Here is an 18,554-nt window from a genome sequence, read left to right as displayed (position 1 = left end):
CTACTTTTTTTGTAATTGCTCTTTATACGCACTCAGGTAGGCCCCCACACACTTTTGCATGGAGAACTCCTGCTCATATTTTCTGAGTGTTACCTCTTCCATTCTTTTTCTTTCAGCCTTTGATAATTGCAACGCATTTTGCAGCGTATCAACATAATCAGACACAGTGTATGAAGGACTAATAAAGCCATTTTCGCCTTCCTGTATGGGTTCAGACACGCCGGGCCCGGGTGTAACTACAGAGATGAGTTGCATAGCCATAGCTTCGGCCTGCGCAATGCTTAGCCCTTCATAATGAGAAAACATACAGTAGAAGTCTGCCGCCGCCAGATAATCGGAAACATTGCTACGAAGCCCCAGGAAATGTACATTAGGCGTATCAAGACTCTTGAAATAAGAAAGCGGCTGAGGGGCCAGCGGACTGCCATCGCCTCCTATCACCAGTAGTAAACACTCTTTTCCTTCCTGATGAAGTTGTTGAAAGGCATCAACAGCTAACTGATAGTTCTTTACCGTTGCGATCCGTCCTATTGATAAAAAAACGGTTGTTGCAGGAGTGGGCTTCAGGTCCTCAATCTCTTGCATCACCTGCTGCAAGCGTGGGGTTGGCTGGGGTTTGCTAGAGCCATTCGGCACCAGATAATAAGGAGCCTGGGCGCCATAAAGCGCATGATACCCCTCAAGCACATCTTTTGAGATTGCTACAGGATAAACTGTCTTATTTTTAAAGAAGTAATTACGAATCCAGTAACTATGCAGGTGCCGGCCCCTTTCCTTTACGGGCTGATTATGCAGGGTATGAAAGTATTTGCAGGAAGGCAGAAAGCGCCTGATAAAGAACAGGTGATCAATAGGCCATAAATGTGTATTGACGATATCTGGGCTTTGCTCCCGTAGTACCCGGTGCAGCCGAATGATCGGATCTACATGCTTCCTTACACTGGAAAAGTTGATGTTCAAATCAATAAGCTTGACTGAGGGGTGAACCTTATCCAGGAAAAAGGAGTGCTGTTGGTCCAGATTGTAAACAATTAAAATGGGCTCTATGCCCAGCTCAAGCGCAGTATTGACCCAATCTACGACAAACTTCTGTGCCCCTCCCTGGCCTAACTCATGTATAATATGCGCTACCTTCATGCTTTTGCTAAGTAGGTCCTGGAAAAGGACTGTAGAAATTGAACAGAAATTATAATCATGCCTGCCTCTAGCAGCACCCTATAGAACATAATATGTGCTTGTGGAAGTAATAAGGCACAAATAGCCAGGGCCCCTATTGAGATTGTGGAATAGGCACATTCATACCAGAAGATCCTGTCCGATGGCAAAAATATCTTAATAGTTGTATCTGAGCTAGTGCGGTAAAGCTGAAGTACGCTGGCAACCACAGCTGCCATTAACATAAATTCCAAACCAGCGTATTCTCCCAGACCGGCCAGTTCTACAAGCGTATCCAGCGTAAAAAGAAGGGGCAGGCAAAGCAGGCTTGCGCCTATTACCAGCTTGTTTCTTAATATTCCAAGCTTTTTATACTGGTCAAGTAACTGGGGCGTATCTGTTTTGAAGCGTACAAGCTTCAGGGTAAGGTTTTCAAAAATATTGGCAGAGAAGATCTTGCCAATATCCAGCACCTTTCTGGCAATGGTAAAACCAGCTAAAATCTCAGGAGCCATAAACACCGATATCAGCAACTGATCTGCATAGTTGCCCAGGTAGCGCATATAGCTTGCAAATCCAAACCATTTATAGCGCATTATTACTTTCCACAATGCACTGGTGGGTATGAGATAGGCGGGGCGCATCCAGGGCAACATACTCCTCCCTAAGAAAATACAGGGAATTATGGGGAGTAGGGCAAGGGCCCAGACATAGGCTTTAAACCCCCAAAGCACAAAAAATAAAACAGCAGCTGTTTTACCTACCACCCCTATAATGAGTTCACCAAACGCAACAGTTACGTAACGATCAAAGGACTTAAGTAAGAGTGAAAGACAATGATGGATGGCAGCTATAAAGCCTGATAACGTGAAGATGAGAAATTCCTGAAAGTACAATCCTTCGAATTTTGCCTCAGATATATACCAGGCATAGCCCAAAACCACAGGCAGCACCAACATATAAGTGATTACCCGCTGAATGATTGCCTGGCTTACAAGAATGCGAATACGCCTAAGCCTGCCCCCCTGCAGCCAGCCGAGTACATCCTGCTTAAGGGCATCTTCGATGCCGGTAAAAGTGAAGGTTGTAAGCAGAAATGTAATAATATAGCCAACAGAAACAACCGCATAAACAGCCGGGGATACTTCTCTGGCAACATAATATACATTAAACAGACCCAGAAAAATATTGATGCTCTGAATCAGTACAAGCTTTAAACTATCCTTCATACACTTGCGAACCTGGCTATAACTGATGCGCTATTATACAGTGTTATAGACACTGTGCCAGGTGATAAATTTCTCCCCTCTTCTTCTGATGTAGTAGACTTACCCTCGCTACAACCCATCAGATCCTCCCCATCTGTGCTATAGACATATGGATTGTCAGACTGTATGGGGAGGAAGCCACAACCATCACTAACATTACCGATTCCCAAAACTTCATCTCTCTTCCTTTGCAAAAGACGTGCTATATGAAATCTGGTATAACCAGCTGCTCCTGTAATAATTAATTCCTTCCGCTCAGACATTTCTTAAAAACTGTTCAGCGAACAAAACTAAACAATGTTATATCCAAAAATTCTGCTGATCCTTATAAATACTTACATCTTGATTATAAATGCTTTAAACTCCTTAAATTAGCGCTCCCAAAAAGTAATCATGCAAGAAACTACCCCTTCCCAGAAGAATGCTGCCGGTGCCGGAGAGATTGATTTACGGGAGTTGGCTGCTGCCCTTGGGCGCTTATTTACCAGGTTCATCACTTCGCTGATAGTAGCAATTGTGCGATTACGGCGCACTACCCGTAACAATGCATGGCTCTTGCTTTCCTTTATGGCGCTGGGCACTATAGCCGGCTATTTGAGCTACCGGTCTTTTGAGCCGCATTATTCTTCCCAACTGATTCTTAGTTCCCGCTTCTACAGCGCTGAAATGCTGAATACGTCCATTCTGGAGCTTAACCAGCTGGCGGAAGAAGGAAATACCGAGCTCCTGGCGCAGAAACTAAAACTGTCTCCACAGCAGGCGGCTTCTATTCGCACTATTACCAGTATGCCGGTTACTACCAGTGAGGATATCGTAGAGATGCAGGGCCTGCTGCAGCTCATAGAACAAAACGGTACTACCAAGCTGAATCCTGCCCAAATGGAGGCCCTCCGGGAGAGGCTCACCAACACCTTCTATAATTTCAGAATTGTTGTTACGGTCTATGATATTGCTTTCTTGGATGCCCTGGAACTGGGCCTACAGCACTATTTACAGGAAAACGACTATATCAAGCGCCGCATCGACATTGAACAGGAAAACCTTACTGCTTTCCGTACTAAGCTTCTGAAAGAGCAGGAACAGCTAGATCGCTTAAAAAGCATACAGGCAGATTTCTACCGTAGTATCAGCGAAACAGGTCGCACCGGCTCTAACAATGTAGTCTTTGGTAATCCGGAATCGGCCAGCGACCCCCTAAATGTGTATATGCAGGACATCAACTTGTCGCGGGAAGTGATGGCTACTACCAAAAAGCTGGAACTTAACCGAGCCCTGGAAGTTGTAACCGGCTTTACCCCCTATGGCAATCCCGCCAGCCTTTCCTTGAAAGGACAGCTATTACTTGGCGCTGCGCTTGGCCTTGCCAGTGCGTATCTTATTATTTTCCTGATTGGCATCAACCAGGCACTGAACCGCTACGAACGTCTGCACGAGGCTCGCAAAACCTTTGCATAAAGCAGGCCACCCCCCTGGCTTACTGTATATGTTCCTGATTTTCGCCTGGCAAAATAGTATTCCCCAGCTTTGGGTCGTATCTTTGCGGCAAAATCAGGAACATGTTGTTTCAGGAGGTTAAGGCGCTTTTACACAAAGAATTACTGCTGGAATGGCGGCAACGCTATGCCTTTAACGGCATGCTGCTCTATGTGACCAGCACGGTTATTGTGTGCTACATGAGCTTTGGCGTACGCAGCGGCATGCTTACCCCCCCGGTCTGGAATGCCCTGTTCTGGATCATCATGCTCTTTACGGCCGTAAATGCGGTGGCCAAAAGCTTCCTGCAGGAGGCCGAAGGCCGGCAGCTCTACTACTACATGCTGGCCTCACCGCAGGGAATTATTCTGGCTAAAATCGTGTATAATGCGTTGCTGATGCTGCTGCTTACCGGCGTTGGCCTGCTGTTCTATTCCGTTGTGCTGGGCAATCCGGTGCAGGATATCGGCTTATTTATTGTGGCCATGCTGCTGGCAGCCCTGAGCTTTTCGGCTACCTTTACCATGATTTCGGGCATTGCCCAGAAAGCGGGCAACAACAGCACCCTGATGGCCGTGCTGGGCTTTCCGGTTATTGTACCTACGCTGCTGATGGTAATCCGCATTGCAAAAAATGCCATGGATGGCCTGGACCGCAGCCTGAGCCTTGATGAGCTGCTTACGCTGCTGGCCATCAATGCCATTATTGTAACGGTTTCTTTACTGCTTTTTCCTTATCTATGGAGAAGTTAACACATTGGTGGTGGAAAGGACTGGCAGCCGCCCTGCTGCTCTATACGGTTACGGCCGGCCTGCTGCTGGATGCCCCCCGCCTGCCTATCCTCAATGAAACCATCCGGGCGCTGCACTTTCATGTGCCCATGTGGTTTGGCATGCTGGGCCTGCTGCTGCTGTCGGTGATCTACTCGGTACGCTACCTGCGCACCGGCGAGCTGCGGCTGGACCGCCATGCCGTAGAGCTGGCCAATGCCGGCCTGGTGTTTGGCATCCTGGGCATTCTCAGCGGCATGTTCTGGGCCTACTATACCTGGGGCGATTACTGGAGCAACGATCCCAAGCAGAATGCCTCGGCCATTGGCCTGCTCATATACCTGGCCTACTTTGTGCTGCGCAGCTCCTTTGAGGATGATCACCAGCGGGCCCGCATCAGCAGTGTGTACAACATCTTTGCCTTTGCGGCCCTGGTACCCCTGCTGTTCATTCTGCCCCGGCTTACCAGCTCACTGCATCCGGGCAATGGAGGCAACCCGGGCTTTAATGCCTATGACCTGGACAGCAAACTTAGAATCATCTTTTACCCGGCCGTCATCGGCTGGTTTCTCTTAGGCCTCTGGCTGGCCAGCCTGCGGGTGCGCCTGCGCCGGCTACATGATACACTTGAAGAAAACCTTTAAGAATATGCGCAAGCTACTGATCCTCCTCTGCCTGTTTTGCTCGCTGAGCGTACTGGCACAGGAAAAACAAGAAATAACCCAGCAGGACTATGCCAACCAGCAGGTAGAAATGGCCGACCAGTTTCGGGCCGATGGCAAGATCTATGTGGTGGTAGGCATTATCGTGCTGATCCTGGGCGGCCTGCTGGTTTATGCCCTGGTAATCGACCGCAGGCTGAGCCGGCTGGAAAAACAGCTGGGCCAGCACCCCCTGCGCCAGGATCGCCTGCCCCAGGATGGCCTGCCCCAGCAAAAAGAATCCGGCAAACGGGTGATCGGATGAAATTTTCGGGACTAGAATGCTGTTACTCCAAAAGACACTGATGGTATGAAATTTTCGCACATTCTGGGAATCCTGGTGATCGCCGTGGCGGTGATCATCATCATCTCCACCACGGGCGATGCCAGCTCCTATGTAAACTTTGAGCAGGCCAAGGCCATGGCGGTAAACGATAGCCGGGAGATCCACGTAGTAGGCACCCTTAAAAAAGATCCACAGGGCCATGTAGTGGGCATCAGCCCCTCGCCCGACAAGCTTTCCTTCTCCTTTCTGATGGTAGATGAGCAGGGCAGGGAGCAGCTGGTCCGTTATAACGAGCCTATGCCGCCCGATTTTCTGCGCTCCGAGCAGGTGGTGGTTATTGGCCGCTACCAGGGCAATTCCTTTGTGGCCAAGCAGATCCTGCTCAAATGCCCCTCTAAATATCAGGAGAACGAGCTCCAACCTACTTCTCAACAAGCCCAGTTCCAATAAATAATGGTACACGAGTGGATTGGCCAGACCGGCCACTTCTTTGTTATTCTCTCCTTTGTGAGCGCCCTATGGGCCACCTGGAACTACTACTGGGCCAGCCAGAAGGGAGAACTGCTGGCCGGCAAACGCTGGCTAACCCTTGGCCGCCTGGGCTTTGGCCTGCATAGCCTGGCGGTTTTTGGCGTGGTCGCCTCCCTGTTCTACATCATTTACAATCATTACTTCGAGTACCACTACGCCTGGAGCCACTCCAGCCGCAGCCTGCCGGTCTATTACATGATCTCCTGCTTCTGGGAAGGACAGGAAGGCAGCTTTCTGGTCTGGATCTTCTGGCAGGCCATTCTGGGCCTGATCCTGATGCGCTATGCCGGCCGCTGGGAAGCCCCGGTGCTGGCCGTCTTTGCCTTTGTGCAGGCCTTTCTGGCCTCCATGATCCTGGGTACGGTTATTCCCGGCCTGGACCTGAAGATCGGCAGCTCGCCCTTTATGCTGATGCGGGATGTAATGGTAGATACCCCTGTATTTGCCCTGAATCCCGACTATGTGCCTGAAGATGGTACCGGCCTCAACCCCCTGCTGCAGAACTACTGGATGGTGATCCACCCGCCTACCCTTTTTCTGGGCTTTGCCCTTACGCTGGTGCCCTTTGCCTACTGCATAGCCGGCCTGTGGAAAAAAGAGCATGGCGCCTGGATTCGCCCGGCCCTGTCCTGGACCTCTGCCGCCGCCCTTATCCTGGGCCTTGGCATTCTGATGGGCGCCTACTGGGCCTACGAAACCCTTAACTTTGGCGGCTACTGGAACTGGGATCCGGTAGAGAATGCCGTTTATATCCCCTGGCTGATGCTGGTGGGGGGTCTTCACCTGATGATGGTGTACCGCAAGAATGGCACAGCGCTAAAAGCGGCCATTCTGTTCATCATCCTCATGTTTATCCTGATCCTGTACTCCACCTTCCTGACCCGCAGTGGCATTCTGGGCAACTCCTCGGTACACTCTTTTACCGACCTGGGCCTGTCCGGCCAGCTGCTGCTTTACATGCTGGCCTTTGCCGCCCTGAGCGTAGCGCTGCTGATCCGGGAGTGGAAGCACCTGCCCAGTACGGGTGAGGTATCGGCCTACTCCCGCGAGTTCTGGATATTCATTGGGGCTACCGTGCTGGCGCTAATGGCGCTGCAGGTACTGGTACCCACCTCCATACCGGTCTACAATACAGTGGCCAGCTGGTTTGGCATTGAACTGAACATGGCCCCGCCGGCCAATCCGGAGATCTTCTATACCAAATTCCAGCTATGGTTTGCTGTGTGCCTGGCCCTGCTGTCGGGCACGGCCCAGTTCTTCTGGTGGCAGAAGATGGACGCAGCCAAGGTGCGCAAGGCGCTGGTAATGCCCGTAGTGGTTGCGCTGATTGTATCGCTGCTGGCGCTTATCCTGCTGGATGTAAAGGAACCTGCCTACCTGGTGCTGCTGGTAGCGGCCATTTATGCGGTGGTGTCTAACTTCTTTGTGCTTCTGGGCCTGAAGCAAACCAATCTGAAGCTGGCCGGCGGCTCGGTGGCGCACATAGGGGTAGCCATGATCCTGCTGGGCATTCTCTTCTCCAGCGGCTACTCCAAGGTAATCTCTCAAAACACCTCCGGCCTGCTGTATAGCCGGGAGTTTGGCGATGAGGTAAACCAGGAAAACGTGCTGCTCTGGCTGAACGAACCCCAAACCATGCAGCAGTACCAGCTGGTGTACAAGGGGCAGTTTTACGAGGCCTTTGATGCCCCCGGCTATATCCCCAAACAACTGCTCAACCCTACCGAAAAGCCCGACCGCTTTCTGGCCCGCGGCGATTACTACCACCGGGGCCGCAAGTACTTTGGCGAGGGGGATACCGTGCGCATCAATCCGGAAAACACCTATTACCGCGTAGAATATACGGATGAAAAAGGCAAGAAATTCACCCTTTATCCCCGGGCACAGGTAAACCCACAGATGGGCTTTATTGCCTCTCCTGATATTTTCAGAGGCATCCGCAGCGACCTGTACACCCACGTATCGGTAGTGCCCGATCCGGAAGAACCCATCAAGTGGAGCGATCCCGAAGAACAGAAGGTGAAGATTGGCGATCGTTTCTTCATCAATGACTACGTAGCCGTGCTGGAAGGCCTTCAACCCCTGCAGCAGGTACAGGGCCTGCAACTCGGCACTAAGGACATCGCCGTAAAAGCCCGCATTCGCATCTTTGGCGAGCAGGGGGCCGAGTTTACCGCCGAGCCCATCTACGTGCTGCGCATGGAAGAAAAAACAACCGGCAACCTGCCGGCCGTGGTAAATGATCTGGCCCTGAAAGTAGGCTTTATGGCCATTCATCCGGAAGAAGACAGCATTACCCTGAGCACCAGCAATACGCAGAAGGATTACATCATTCTGAAGGCCATGGAGAAACCGCTGATCAACATCCTCTGGATTGGCACCCTGCTGCTGGTGGCCGGCTTTGGCATAGCCATTGTGCGCCGTACTACCGAGTACCGGCAGCTGCAGCGCAAGGGAGTAGAATAAGCGTGTATAGGATACAGTTATAAAGTAGAGCGGCACAGGCCGCTCTCTCCTTTTTGGGATATGGAGAACACATTCGGAATCAGCATTATTGGTGCAGGCCGGGTAGGCTGGCACCTGGCGCAGGGACTCTCGGCCGCCGGCCATCCCATTAACGAGATCTGGAGCCGCCGCCACAGCCAGGCGCAGGAGCTGGCCGAGCGCCTGCCGGCTGCCCGGGTGGTGCATACGCTTGATTTTAGCCAGAGCCCCTCCCGCCTGTTTTTGCTTACGGCTGCCGATGCCGCCCTTGAGGAGCTGGTACGCCACCTGATTTTACCCACAGGAGCGCTGCTCGCACACACTTCCGGCAGCCAGCCACTGGACATACTTAAAAAAACCGCTGGGCATACAGGGGTGTTCTACCCCCTGCAGACCTTCAGCAAAGAGAAGCCGGTAGACTTTACTCAAATTACCATTTGCCTGGAGGCAGCAGATTATGCCAGCATGCAACTGCTGGATGCCGCTGCACGGGCCCTGGGCGCACAGCCGCTACCCATGAGCACCCAGCAGCGCCGGCAGCTGCACCTGGCAGCTGTTTTTGCCTCAAATTTTAGCAACCACCTGCTGCGCATTGCCCATGAACTGCTGCAGCAAAGCCAGCTGCCCGCTGCCCTGCTGGACCCCCTCATCCGGGAAACCCTGGAGAAAGCCCTCAGCCTGGGGCCTGCCGCCGCCCAGACCGGTCCTGCCCTGCGTGGCGATGCCCCCGTAATGGAGCAGCACCTCCGGCAACTCTTCGGCGAGCCTGCCTGGCTGGAGCTCTACCGGCTGCTGTCGGCCGACATCCAGAAGTGGAAGAAGCCCTAAAAAAGGGGATGTCAAACGCTACATTAAACTGCATTCTGCCGTACTTTTAAGCTAAACTTGCGGCAGCCCGCATGCGTAAAGACAGAGGAGCTATGGCAGCTGCCCGCAGGCAATTTTTTGACACTGCTATTTTGCTCCGCACCCAAAATCCCTTGGCAACACCCCTTCAGCATTCCAGCATGGAAGCATCCCTAAGTTCCAGACCCCTTCTGTCAGCCTTTACAGGCCTGCTGCTGATCACCCGCTTTCCCAACCTGCTCCTGGTAGGGCTAACGCAGTACCTGACGGCCATTTTTCTGGTGGGGCCCCGCAGCGACTGGTTCAGCTACCTGAGCAGCCCCAAACTTTTTTTGCTGTCTTCCTCCACCATCCTTATCGCCGCCGCCGGCTACATCATCAATGATTACTACGATGTAAAGATCGACTACATCAATAAACCCGACCGGGTGGTGGTAGGCAAGGTGCTCAAGCGCCGGGTAGTGATGGCCGTGCATACCCTCTTTAACGTTCTGGGCATTGGCATGGCCTTCTGGCTCTCGCCCGAGGTGGGGCTGCTTACCCTGCTGGCGGCGGTCTGGCTCTGGCTCTACTCCAACCTGCTCAAGCGGCTGCCCTTTGTGGGCAATTTTAGTGTGGCGGTACTCACCGGCCTTACCGTTTGTGTAGTTGCACTTTATTATCAGCAGAATACCGATCTTATTTACACCTATGCGCTCTTTGCCTTTGTACTTAGCCTGGTTCGGGAGATTGTAAAAGACATGGAAGACCTGCGCGGCGACCTGGCCTTTGGCTGCAAGACCCTGCCCATTGTCTGGGGCATTCGCCGCACCAAATGGATCCAATACCTGCTGCTGGCCAGCCTTATACTATTATTAGTACTCATGGCCGGAAAAGTAGAGCAAGCCTTATTGAAATCCGTATTTTTCCTCTTAATTTTACCTATCGTTTATTTCACAGCCCGGCTGGCAGTAGCAGATAGCCGCTCCGAATTTGCCTGGCTCAGCAGCTTTAGCAAGTGGATCATGCTGGCCGGCGTGCTGAGCATGATGCTCTATTAGCCCGGGCTGCCACCTACACCCCTGAAGCCCTAGAATCTTGGAGAGTAAGAAGATCCGGATTGCTGTATTTGCCTCCGGAAGCGGCTCTAACGCCGAGCGTTTTTTTGAACATTTCAAACAATCCTCCCTTGCCGAAATAGCGCTGGTGTGCACCAACAGGCCCGATGCCTACGTGCTGGAGCGCGCCGCCCGCCACCAGCTGCCCGGCTGGGTATTTACCAACCAGCAACTGGCCCAAAGCCGGGAGGTGCTGCACAAACTGCAGCAGGAGGGCATCGACCTGATCGTACTGGCGGGCTTTCTGCGCCTGATCCCCGACTATCTCATCCAGGCCTACCCCAACCGCATCATCAACATTCACCCGGCCCTGCTGCCCAAATGGGGCGGCAAGGGCATGTGGGGGCAGCATGTGCACCAGGCTGTGGTTGCAGCCGGCGAGTTGGAAAGTGGCATTACCATTCATTATGTAGATGCCAATTACGATGAGGGCGACGTAATCTTTCAGACCAGCTGCCCGCTGGAGCCCGGTGATACTGCTGAAGAAGTGGCCGCCAAAGTACTACGGCTGGAGCACTACCACTACCCCCGCGTGGTAGAGGAGCTGGTCCGAAAAATGCAGCAAGAGAAGCACCTCTGAATGAACTAAAACAGCCCCTGCCGCTTTTGCATCTATAAGACTCTTTTTTATCCCCTATACCATTCACCTACTCAATCACCCAATCATTCACTACTACCATGGAGCAGCGTAAGATCCAATCGGCCCTTATTTCAGTATACTACAAAGACAGGCTGGAACCCATAGTTCGCCAGCTGATGGAGATGGGCGTTACCCTGTACTCCACAGGGGGTACCGAAGCCTTTATGCGGGAACTGGGCGCCGAGGTAGTGCCCGTAGAGGAGCTCACCGACTACCCCTCTATTTTTGGCGGACGGGTAAAAACCCTGCATCCTAAAGTATTTGGGGGCATTCTGCACCGCCGCCAGCACCCCGGCGACCAGGCCGAGGCACAGAAATATAACATTCCGGCGATCGACCTGGTGATTGTAGACCTCTACCCCTTTGAAGAAACCGTAGCTTCGGGCGCTTCTCCGGAAGACATCATCGAAAAAATTGACATTGGTGGTATATCACTAATCCGGGCTGCGGCCAAAAACTTTCAGGATGTGCTCATTGTCTCCAGCCGGGAGCAGTACGGCCAGTTAGAAGCCCTGTTGCAGGAAAAAGGGGGGTATACCGCTCTGGAAGACCGCAGGTACTTTGCTGCCCAGGCCTTTGATATCAGCTCGCATTACGATAGCGCCATTTTTGGATATTTCAATAAAGAAGACAGCATTCCGCGCCTGAAGATCAGTGAACGCGAGGCCAGAGTTTTGCGTTATGGCGAAAACCCGCACCAGCAGGGGCACTTCTTTGGCAAATTGGATGAAATCTTCACGCAGCTCTGGGGCAAGGAGCTTTCCTACAACAACCTGGTAGATGTGGATGCCGCCGTGCAACTGGTCGAAGAGTTTGCCGGCCAAACGGCCTTTGCCATCATCAAGCATACCAATGCCTGCGGCTGCGCTACGGGCACTAGTGTGCAGGAAGCCTACCTGAAAGCCCTGGAGGCCGATCCGGTTTCGGCTTTTGGCGGCGTGCTGGCTACCAATGCGCCCATTGACATGGCGGCAGCTCAGGAGCTGCACAAACTTTTCTTTGAAGTGTTGATTGCGCCCGACTTTGATGGGGAGGCCCTGGAGCTGCTCAAGGGCAAGAAAAACCGCATCATCCTGAAACAAAGCCAGAAACTGCCGGCTTATAAACAGGTGAAATCCCTGCTGAACGGCTACCTGGTGCAGGATAAAGACCAACAAAGCGAGCGGGCAGCCGACTTTAAGACCGTAACCAAAGAAGCCCCCACCTCCAGCGAGCAGCAGGCCCTGGAGTTTGCCGGTGTGCTGGCCAAGCATACCAAGTCAAATACCATTGTGCTGGCCCGCGAGGGACAGCTCATTGCCAGCGGTGTAGGCCAAACCTCAAGGGTAGATGCCCTTAAGCAGGCCATTGCCAAGGCAGAAAGCTTCGGACTATCGCTGAAAGGAGCTGTAATGGCCTCCGACGCCTTCTTTCCCTTTGCAGATTGTGTGCAAATAGCACATGCCGCCGGCATCCGTGCCGTGGTGCAGCCGGGGGGCTCTGTACGGGATCAGGAATCAATTGATTTCTGCGACCAGAACGGTATGGCTATGGTATTTACGGGAATTAGACATTTTAAGCATTAATATTACGTAATGCTTTCTAAGTCACACTAAATTTGTAAATTTTCGAGAGAATTAACGCTAGACTATAAACCAGCCAATGGGCCTTTTTGACTTATTTTCTAACGACATTGCGATAGACCTTGGGACCGCAAATACACTGGTTATCCACAAGGACAAAATAGTGGTAGATGAGCCTTCCATCATTGCCATCGACCGCAATACCAACAAAGTGCTAGCCATCGGTCGTATGGCCATGCAGATGCATGAAAAAACGCACGAGAACATCAAAACCATTCGCCCCCTGAAGGATGGGGTGATTGCCGACTTCTCTGCCGCCGAGGAAATGATCCGCGGCATGATCCGCATGATCGATGAGAAAAGCGGCAGCCGCTTCTTCCCCAAATCGTACCGGATGGTGATCTGCATCCCTTCGGGCATTACCGAGGTGGAGAAACGCGCCGTGCGTGACTCTGCCCAGCACGCCCATGCCAAGGAAGTGTACATGATCCACGAGCCGCTGGCCGCCGCCATTGGTATTGGCATTGACATTGAGCAGCCTATGGGCTCCATGATTGTGGATATTGGAGGCGGTACTACGGAAATTGCCGTAATTGCCCTGTCGGGCATTGTGGCCGACCAGTCGCTGCGCGTAGCCGGCGATACCTTTAACAAGGATATTCTGGACTACATGCGCCGCCAGCACAACCTGCTCATTGGCGAGCGCTCTGCCGAGAAGGTAAAGATTGCCGTAGGCTCTGCCCTTACCGAGCTGGATAACCCACCGGAAGATTACGAGATCCGCGGCCGCGACCTGATGACGGGCATTCCCAAGATTATCAAAGTTACCTATTCAGAAATTGCCTTTGCCCTGGACAAATCCATCTCCAAGATCGAGGAGGCCGTGCTGAAGGCCCTGGAGATATCGCCGCCGGAGCTTTCGGCCGATATCTATGACAACGGCATTCACCTGACCGGTGGCGGCGCCCTGCTGCGCGGGCTGGACAAGCGTCTGGCCATGAAAACAAAACTGCCCATCCACGTGGCCGACGATCCGTTACGCGCCGTGGTACGGGGTACAGGCATCGCCATGAAAAACCTTGACTCCTTCAAGTCGGTACTGATGACCTAATACGCACCGATGAATATTCTCTTTCAGTTTCTGTACACGTACAGAGCCTTAGTGTTATTTGTGGTGTTGGAGTTGGTATGTGTGTGGCTTATTGTGCAGAACAACCGGTACCAGAGTGCTGCTTTCTTTAATTCTGCCAATACCGTGGCAGCCTCGGTTACCCAAACCTCTAATGAAGTCAGCAACTACCTCTACCTGAAAGAAGCCAATGAGAGCCTGTCAGAGGAGAACGCACGCCTTCAGCAGGAGCTGCGCCAGCTGCAGCAGCAACTGTCCCTACCCTCTATGCGGGCGGCTGTGCCCGCTGAGGTAGAGCAGCAGTACACCTTTCAGGCAGCGCAGGTGATCAACAACAGCATTCACAATTCCAAAAACTACATCACCATCAACAAAGGGATGGTAGATGGAATACGGCCGGGTATGGGCGTAATTGGGCCCAATGGGGTCGTGGGCAGAATCCGCTCGGCCTCCGATCACTTTGCCGTGGCCATATCCCTGCTGCACACCAACATGCTGGTATCGGCCGTTGTGGGTGATACCGATGCCTTTGGCTCGGTGAAGTGGAATGGCCGCGACCCGCAGATCGCTAACCTGGACTACATTGCACGCCATCAGAAAGTGGCTGAGGGAGATACCATCTTTACCTCTACCTACAACTCCATCTTCCCGGCCGGCATCCCCATAGGGGTGGTAACGGAAGTGAGCCTTTCGGATAATGCTACCTACTACGATATCAAACTCGATCTGGCCACCGACTTCTCCAGCCTCTCTTATGTGTACGTAATTCGTAACCGTCTGAAACAAGAGCGCGACTCGCTGGAAAGCATAAGTATCAACTAATCATGCCCTTAGTAGCACAGGTCTTTTATTTTATTATCTACCTGATTCTGCAGGTAGTGTTGGTGCAGAAAGTGGTGCTCTTTGATGTAGCCTTCTGTTTTCTGTACCTGGGCTTTCTGTTAATGCTACCCTTTGAGGCAGGTGCCATCCGGCTGATGCTCATGGGGTTGCTCATGGGCCTTTGTGTTGATATTTTTTACAATAGCCTTGGAATTCATGCCGCTGCATCTGTGTTCATCATGTACCTGAGACCACATGCAGTAAGCATTATTGCCCCCCGGGGCGGGTATGAAACCTGGATGACGCCTAAGCTTAAGGTGATGGGATTTGAGTGGTTTTCGATTTACAGCCTGCTACTCATCTTTCTGCACCACCTGCTGCTCTTCTTTATTGAAGCCGGCGGCTTTGGCAACTTCTTCTATACCCTTCTGAAAGTACTGGCCAGCACGGCCTTTACCTTTATGGTGATTGTAATTATTCAGTATCTTTTCTATTCAGCGCGCAGAAGCATATGAACGATAGCAGGAAGTACATCATTGGTGCGGTATTTCTGCTGGTCGCCCTGATTTACCTGGCCCAGCTCTTCTCCCTGCAGGTGATTGATAGTGACTATAAGTCCCTGTCGGAGGCCAATATTATTAAACCGGTAGAGGAACTTCCCTACAGGGGCACCATCTATGACCGCAAAGGCCGCCTGATTGTATACAACAAACCCGTATATGATCTGATGATCGTTACCAAGGAGGTACTGAAATCCAACCTGGACACCCTGCGCTTCTGCCAGGCCGTTGGCATGACAAAACAGGGATTTATTGACCGTATCCAGGCTATCCGCAAGGAACATGGGTACTCCCAGAATAAGCCCTCGGTTTTTATCAAGTCCATGTCGGCCGAAGATTTTGCCAAGATCCAGGATCACCTGGTAGACTATCCCGGCTTCTTTATCTCGCCCCGCACCGTACGCTCCTACCCCTATAGTGTTATGTCAAATGCGCTGGGCTATATTGCCGAAATCAGCAAGCCCAAGCTGGAGCGCGATACCACCGGCTACTACAAGCAGGGCGACCAGATCGGCATTAGTGGCATGGAGGCCAAGTATGAGCCTTTTTTGCGCGGGCGGCGGGGCGTACGCTTTAAAACTGTAAACGTACGGGGCATTGTAAAGGGTGATTACCGTGATGGCGAGTTGGATGTGCTTTCCGAAGCCGGCAAAAACCTGGTGTCTACCATTGACCTGGACCTGCAACAGTACGCCGAAAGCCTGATGGCGGGCAAAATTGGCAGTGTGGTAGCCCTGGAGCCTGCCACCGGCGAGATTCTGGCTATTGTGTCGGCCCCTACCTATGATCCCAACATGCTGACCGGCGGTGAATTCAGCAAGAATTTCAATAAGCTGCAGCGCGATAGCCTGGTACCCCTGTTCAACAGGCCCATTATGGCCCTGTACCCGCCCGGCTCCATGTTTAAGATGGTGCAGGCGCTGGTAGGCCTGCAGGAAAAAGTAATTACCCCTCAGACCCGGCATGCCTGCATACGCTCGCCGATTGGCTGCCACGGTCCGCACTCCAACGAAGACCTGCGGGGCGCCATTGTGGTATCCTGCAACCCCTACTTCTACCAGACCTTTCGCAAGATCATTAACCAGGATAAATCACCCAATACCTTTGTGGATTCCCGCATAGGCCTGGACATGTGGGCCGAGTACATGCACCGCTTTGGCATTGGGGTGAAGCTTGGGGTAGACATGCCCGGCGAAAAGGCCGGCAACGTACCCCTGCCTGCCTACTATGACCGGGTATACCGGGGCCAGTGGAAATTCTCCAATATTTACTCCCTGTCCATTGGCCAGGGCGAGCTGGGGGTTACGCCCCTGCAAATGGCCAACCTGGCAGCCATTATTGGCAACAAGGGCCACTACTACACCCCTCACCTGGTAAAAAGCATTGGCGAAAACGGTGATAAACTGCCCGAGTATAAGCAACGCAACGAAACCGGCGTAGAGTCGCACTACTTCCAGACGGTGATTGATGCCATGGAAGATGTGGTGCTCTACGGCACAGGCCAGTACCGGGCCAAAATTCCGGGCCTGGACATCTGCGGCAAAACCTCTACCGTGCAAAACCCTCATGGCGAAGACCACTCGGGCTTTATGGCCTTTGCGCCCAAGAACAATCCGCAGATTGCCGTAGCCGTGTATGTAGAAAATGCCGGCCAGGGCGCCCGCTCGGCCGCTGCCATTGCCAGCCTGGTCGTAGAAAAATACATGCTGGGCGAGATCAAGCGCAAGAACATCGAAGAGTACGTGTACAAGGGCAAGTTTAACTAAGGGTAAACCAACACAAGGCGTGAAACAACACGATAATTTTGGCATCAAGATCGACTGGCTTCTGGTAGTCCTGTACGCCCTTGTGGCGCTGCTGGGCTGGCTTAACATCTATGCCGCCGTATACGACGAAACCGCCAATGTGGCCATCTGGGCGCAGGATACCAACTCCGGAAAGCAGCTGCTCTGGATCGGCATATCCGTGGTAGTGATTGTGCTGATCCTGATCATGGATTACAGCATTTTCACCATCTTCCCCTATTTCTTTTATGCGATTGCCATTATCCTGCTGATCGCTACCATTCTCTTTGCCCGGGAGGTGAATGGCGCCCGGGCCTGGCTGGAGTTTGGCCCCCTCAAGTTTCAGGCATCAGAAGTGGCCAAGCTGGCCACCGCCCTTACCCTGGCCAAGTTTATCAACGACTACAACGTTAAGTTCAATACGCTCAAGACCTATGCCATCTCTTTTGGTATTATGGTGCTGCCCATTGCCCTGATTGCGTTGCAGCCCGACCCCGGTACCATACTGGTATTCATGTCCTTTCTGATCGCCTTTTACCGCGAAGGCATGGACCCCACCCTCATCATCATGGGGCTAATTGCCGGCCTGTTCTTTATTCTTACGCTGGTGGTCTCCAAAGTGCTGCTCATCACTAGCGTAGCGGTAATTGGCCTGCTGATCATTGGCCTGCTTACCCATACCTATCGCAAGGCCCTGCTGGTATTTATGTCCATGCTGATGATCTCGGGCTTTGTGATCAGTGTGGACAAGATCATGACCGATGTGCTGAAACCCCACCACCAGAACCGGATCCGGGTGCTGCTCGATGACAAGATCGACCCCCTGGGCGTTGGCTGGAACATCAAGCAGTCCAAGATTGCCATCGGCTCGGGCGGTCTGTATGGCAAGGGCTTTTTGGAAGGAACCCAGACCAAATACGACTTTGTGCCGGAGCAAAGCACCGACTTTATCTTCTGCACCATTGCCGAGGAGCATGGCTGGATTGGCAGCTTCTTTCTGGTGGTGCTCTACATGGCCATGCTATTGCGCATCATCTACATCTCCGAGCGTCAGAAATACAGGTTTACAAGGGTGTATGGGTACTTTGTGGCGGGCATCCTGTTCTTCCACTTCATGATCAACATGGGCATGACCATTGGCCTGTTTCCGGTAATTGGTATTCCGCTCCCCTTCTTTAGCTATGGGGGCTCTTCGCTGCTTTCGTTCTCGGTGCTGCTCTTTGTGCTGATCAAGCTGGATGCACACCGCAACCAGATCGTTACCCGCTAAGGAATAGCCGGTAAGGAGGTACCCGGTAAGGAGGTACCCGCTAAGGAATAGCCGGTAAGGAATTACCCGGTACGGAGGTACCCGGTACGGAGGTACCCGAAATGAGAAAAAGCTGCGTATGCATAGAGACATGAGTCATCCCGAATTTTGAAAGGATGAAATTTGAAGCAAAAAAA

At 52.4% G+C, this 18,554-nt stretch carries 17 protein-coding genes; 15 read left to right on the top strand and 2 right to left on the bottom strand.

Annotation, left to right across the window (positions count from 1 at the left end; genetic code table 11):
* Together ADICEAN_RS09075 and ADICEAN_RS09070 are read right to left on the bottom strand one after the other, a co-directional pair.
* The gene (locus tag ADICEAN_RS09075) at positions 1–1,137 is read right to left on the bottom strand and encodes a glycosyltransferase family 4 protein (protein ID WP_009195280.1); all 1,137 of its coding nucleotides are present in this window, start codon (positions 1,135–1,137) and stop codon (positions 1–3) included.
* Positions 1,134–2,384 (bottom strand): oligosaccharide flippase family protein, encoded by a 1,251-nt coding sequence (locus ADICEAN_RS09070; protein ID WP_009195279.1) that lies wholly within the window; start codon positions 2,382–2,384, stop codon positions 1,134–1,136. The genes ADICEAN_RS09075 and ADICEAN_RS09070 overlap by 4 nt, the downstream gene beginning before the upstream one ends.
* Positions 2,385–2,816: 432 nt before the next feature.
* On the opposite strand from ADICEAN_RS09070, the gene ADICEAN_RS09065 reads away from it, so the two are divergent.
* The 15 genes from ADICEAN_RS09065 (at position 2,817) to rodA (ending at position 18,378) form a co-directional block, all read left to right on the top strand.
* The gene (locus ADICEAN_RS09065; RefSeq protein ID WP_009195278.1) at positions 2,817–3,878 is read left to right on the top strand and encodes a hypothetical protein; all 1,062 of its coding nucleotides are present in this window, start codon (positions 2,817–2,819) and stop codon (positions 3,876–3,878) included.
* A 101-nt stretch (positions 3,879–3,979) separates the two neighbouring features.
* Complete coding sequence (locus tag ADICEAN_RS09060) at positions 3,980–4,648, top strand: heme exporter protein CcmB (RefSeq protein ID WP_009195277.1); 669 nt, start codon at positions 3,980–3,982, stop codon at positions 4,646–4,648.
* Positions 4,636–5,310, top strand: a complete 675-nt coding sequence (gene ccsA / locus ADICEAN_RS09055; RefSeq protein WP_009195276.1) for a cytochrome c biogenesis protein CcsA — start codon at positions 4,636–4,638, stop codon at positions 5,308–5,310. Before ADICEAN_RS09060 ends, ccsA begins: the two co-directional genes overlap by 13 nt.
* A gap of 4 nt (positions 5,311–5,314) precedes the next feature.
* A complete protein-coding gene (locus ADICEAN_RS09050; RefSeq protein ID WP_009195275.1) occupies positions 5,315–5,632 on the top strand; it encodes a CcmD family protein in 318 nt (105 codons plus the stop codon).
* 45 nt (positions 5,633–5,677) lie between these two features.
* Positions 5,678–6,103, top strand: coding sequence for a cytochrome c maturation protein CcmE domain-containing protein (locus tag ADICEAN_RS09045; RefSeq protein ID WP_009195274.1), 426 nt, complete (start codon positions 5,678–5,680; stop codon positions 6,101–6,103).
* Between the two features lie 3 nt (positions 6,104–6,106).
* Positions 6,107–8,650 (top strand): heme lyase CcmF/NrfE family subunit, encoded by a 2,544-nt coding sequence (locus ADICEAN_RS09040; protein ID WP_009195273.1) that lies wholly within the window; start codon positions 6,107–6,109, stop codon positions 8,648–8,650.
* Positions 8,651–8,710: 60 nt separating this feature from the next.
* On the top strand, positions 8,711–9,496 hold the full coding sequence (locus tag ADICEAN_RS09035) for a Rossmann-like and DUF2520 domain-containing protein (RefSeq protein ID WP_009195272.1): 786 nt from the start codon (positions 8,711–8,713) through the stop codon (positions 9,494–9,496).
* A gap of 179 nt (positions 9,497–9,675) precedes the next feature.
* Complete coding sequence (locus ADICEAN_RS09030) at positions 9,676–10,554, top strand: geranylgeranylglycerol-phosphate geranylgeranyltransferase (protein ID WP_040396604.1); 879 nt, start codon at positions 9,676–9,678, stop codon at positions 10,552–10,554.
* A gap of 37 nt (positions 10,555–10,591) precedes the next feature.
* Positions 10,592–11,191: a phosphoribosylglycinamide formyltransferase gene (purN, locus tag ADICEAN_RS09025; protein WP_009195270.1), complete on the top strand. Its 600-nt coding sequence runs from the start codon at positions 10,592–10,594 to the stop codon at positions 11,189–11,191.
* Between the two features lie 98 nt (positions 11,192–11,289).
* Entirely contained in the window at positions 11,290–12,816 is a 1,527-nt protein-coding gene (gene purH / locus ADICEAN_RS09020; protein ID WP_009195269.1) for a bifunctional phosphoribosylaminoimidazolecarboxamide formyltransferase/IMP cyclohydrolase, read from the top strand.
* A gap of 76 nt (positions 12,817–12,892) precedes the next feature.
* Positions 12,893–13,924: a rod shape-determining protein gene (locus ADICEAN_RS09015; protein ID WP_009195268.1), complete on the top strand. Its 1,032-nt coding sequence runs from the start codon at positions 12,893–12,895 to the stop codon at positions 13,922–13,924.
* Between the two features lie 9 nt (positions 13,925–13,933).
* Positions 13,934–14,764 carry a rod shape-determining protein MreC gene (mreC, locus tag ADICEAN_RS09010; RefSeq protein WP_009195267.1) on the top strand — a complete coding sequence of 277 codons (831 nt, stop codon included), beginning with the start codon at positions 13,934–13,936 and terminating at the stop codon, positions 14,762–14,764.
* A 2-nt stretch (positions 14,765–14,766) separates the two neighbouring features.
* Entirely contained in the window at positions 14,767–15,279 is a 513-nt protein-coding gene (locus tag ADICEAN_RS09005; protein ID WP_009195266.1) for a hypothetical protein, read from the top strand.
* A complete protein-coding gene (gene mrdA, locus ADICEAN_RS09000) occupies positions 15,276–17,090 on the top strand; it encodes a penicillin-binding protein 2 (RefSeq protein ID WP_009195265.1) in 1,815 nt (604 codons plus the stop codon). The genes ADICEAN_RS09005 and mrdA overlap by 4 nt, the downstream gene beginning before the upstream one ends.
* A 19-nt stretch (positions 17,091–17,109) precedes the next feature.
* Complete coding sequence (gene rodA, locus ADICEAN_RS08995; RefSeq protein ID WP_009195264.1) at positions 17,110–18,378, top strand: rod shape-determining protein RodA; 1,269 nt, start codon at positions 17,110–17,112, stop codon at positions 18,376–18,378.
* Positions 18,379–18,554 lie beyond the last annotated feature (176 nt).

The sequence above is a fragment of the Cesiribacter andamanensis AMV16 genome, from assembly GCF_000348925.1.
GTDB lineage: Bacteria > Bacteroidota > Bacteroidia > Cytophagales > Cyclobacteriaceae > Cesiribacter > Cesiribacter andamanensis.
Note: the sequence above shows the minus strand (reverse complement) of the source record. Positions and strands in the feature narration are given on the sequence as shown.

Coding starts and splice junctions, on each gene's coding strand:
- purH (WP_009195269.1), top strand. CDS start 11,290: ATGGAGCAGCGTAAGATCCAATCGGCCCTTATTTCAGTATACTACAAA.
- ccsA (WP_009195276.1), top strand. CDS start 4,636: ATGGAGAAGTTAACACATTGGTGGTGGAAAGGACTGGCAGCCGCCCTG.
- ADICEAN_RS09075 (WP_009195280.1), bottom strand. CDS start 1,137: ATGAAGGTAGCGCATATTATACATGAGTTAGGCCAGGGAGGGGCACAG.
- ADICEAN_RS09005 (WP_009195266.1), top strand. CDS start 14,767: ATGCCCTTAGTAGCACAGGTCTTTTATTTTATTATCTACCTGATTCTG.
- ADICEAN_RS09065 (WP_009195278.1), top strand. CDS start 2,817: ATGCAAGAAACTACCCCTTCCCAGAAGAATGCTGCCGGTGCCGGAGAG.
- ADICEAN_RS09060 (WP_009195277.1), top strand. CDS start 3,980: ATGTTGTTTCAGGAGGTTAAGGCGCTTTTACACAAAGAATTACTGCTG.
- mrdA (WP_009195265.1), top strand. CDS start 15,276: ATGAACGATAGCAGGAAGTACATCATTGGTGCGGTATTTCTGCTGGTC.
- ADICEAN_RS09040 (WP_009195273.1), top strand. CDS start 6,107: ATGGTACACGAGTGGATTGGCCAGACCGGCCACTTCTTTGTTATTCTC.
- ADICEAN_RS09045 (WP_009195274.1), top strand. CDS start 5,678: ATGAAATTTTCGCACATTCTGGGAATCCTGGTGATCGCCGTGGCGGTG.
- ADICEAN_RS09015 (WP_009195268.1), top strand. CDS start 12,893: ATGGGCCTTTTTGACTTATTTTCTAACGACATTGCGATAGACCTTGGG.
- ADICEAN_RS09050 (WP_009195275.1), top strand. CDS start 5,315: ATGCGCAAGCTACTGATCCTCCTCTGCCTGTTTTGCTCGCTGAGCGTA.
- ADICEAN_RS09035 (WP_009195272.1), top strand. CDS start 8,711: ATGGAGAACACATTCGGAATCAGCATTATTGGTGCAGGCCGGGTAGGC.
- mreC (WP_009195267.1), top strand. CDS start 13,934: ATGAATATTCTCTTTCAGTTTCTGTACACGTACAGAGCCTTAGTGTTA.
- ADICEAN_RS09030 (WP_040396604.1), top strand. CDS start 9,676: ATGGAAGCATCCCTAAGTTCCAGACCCCTTCTGTCAGCCTTTACAGGC.
- ADICEAN_RS09070 (WP_009195279.1), bottom strand. CDS start 2,384: ATGAAGGATAGTTTAAAGCTTGTACTGATTCAGAGCATCAATATTTTT.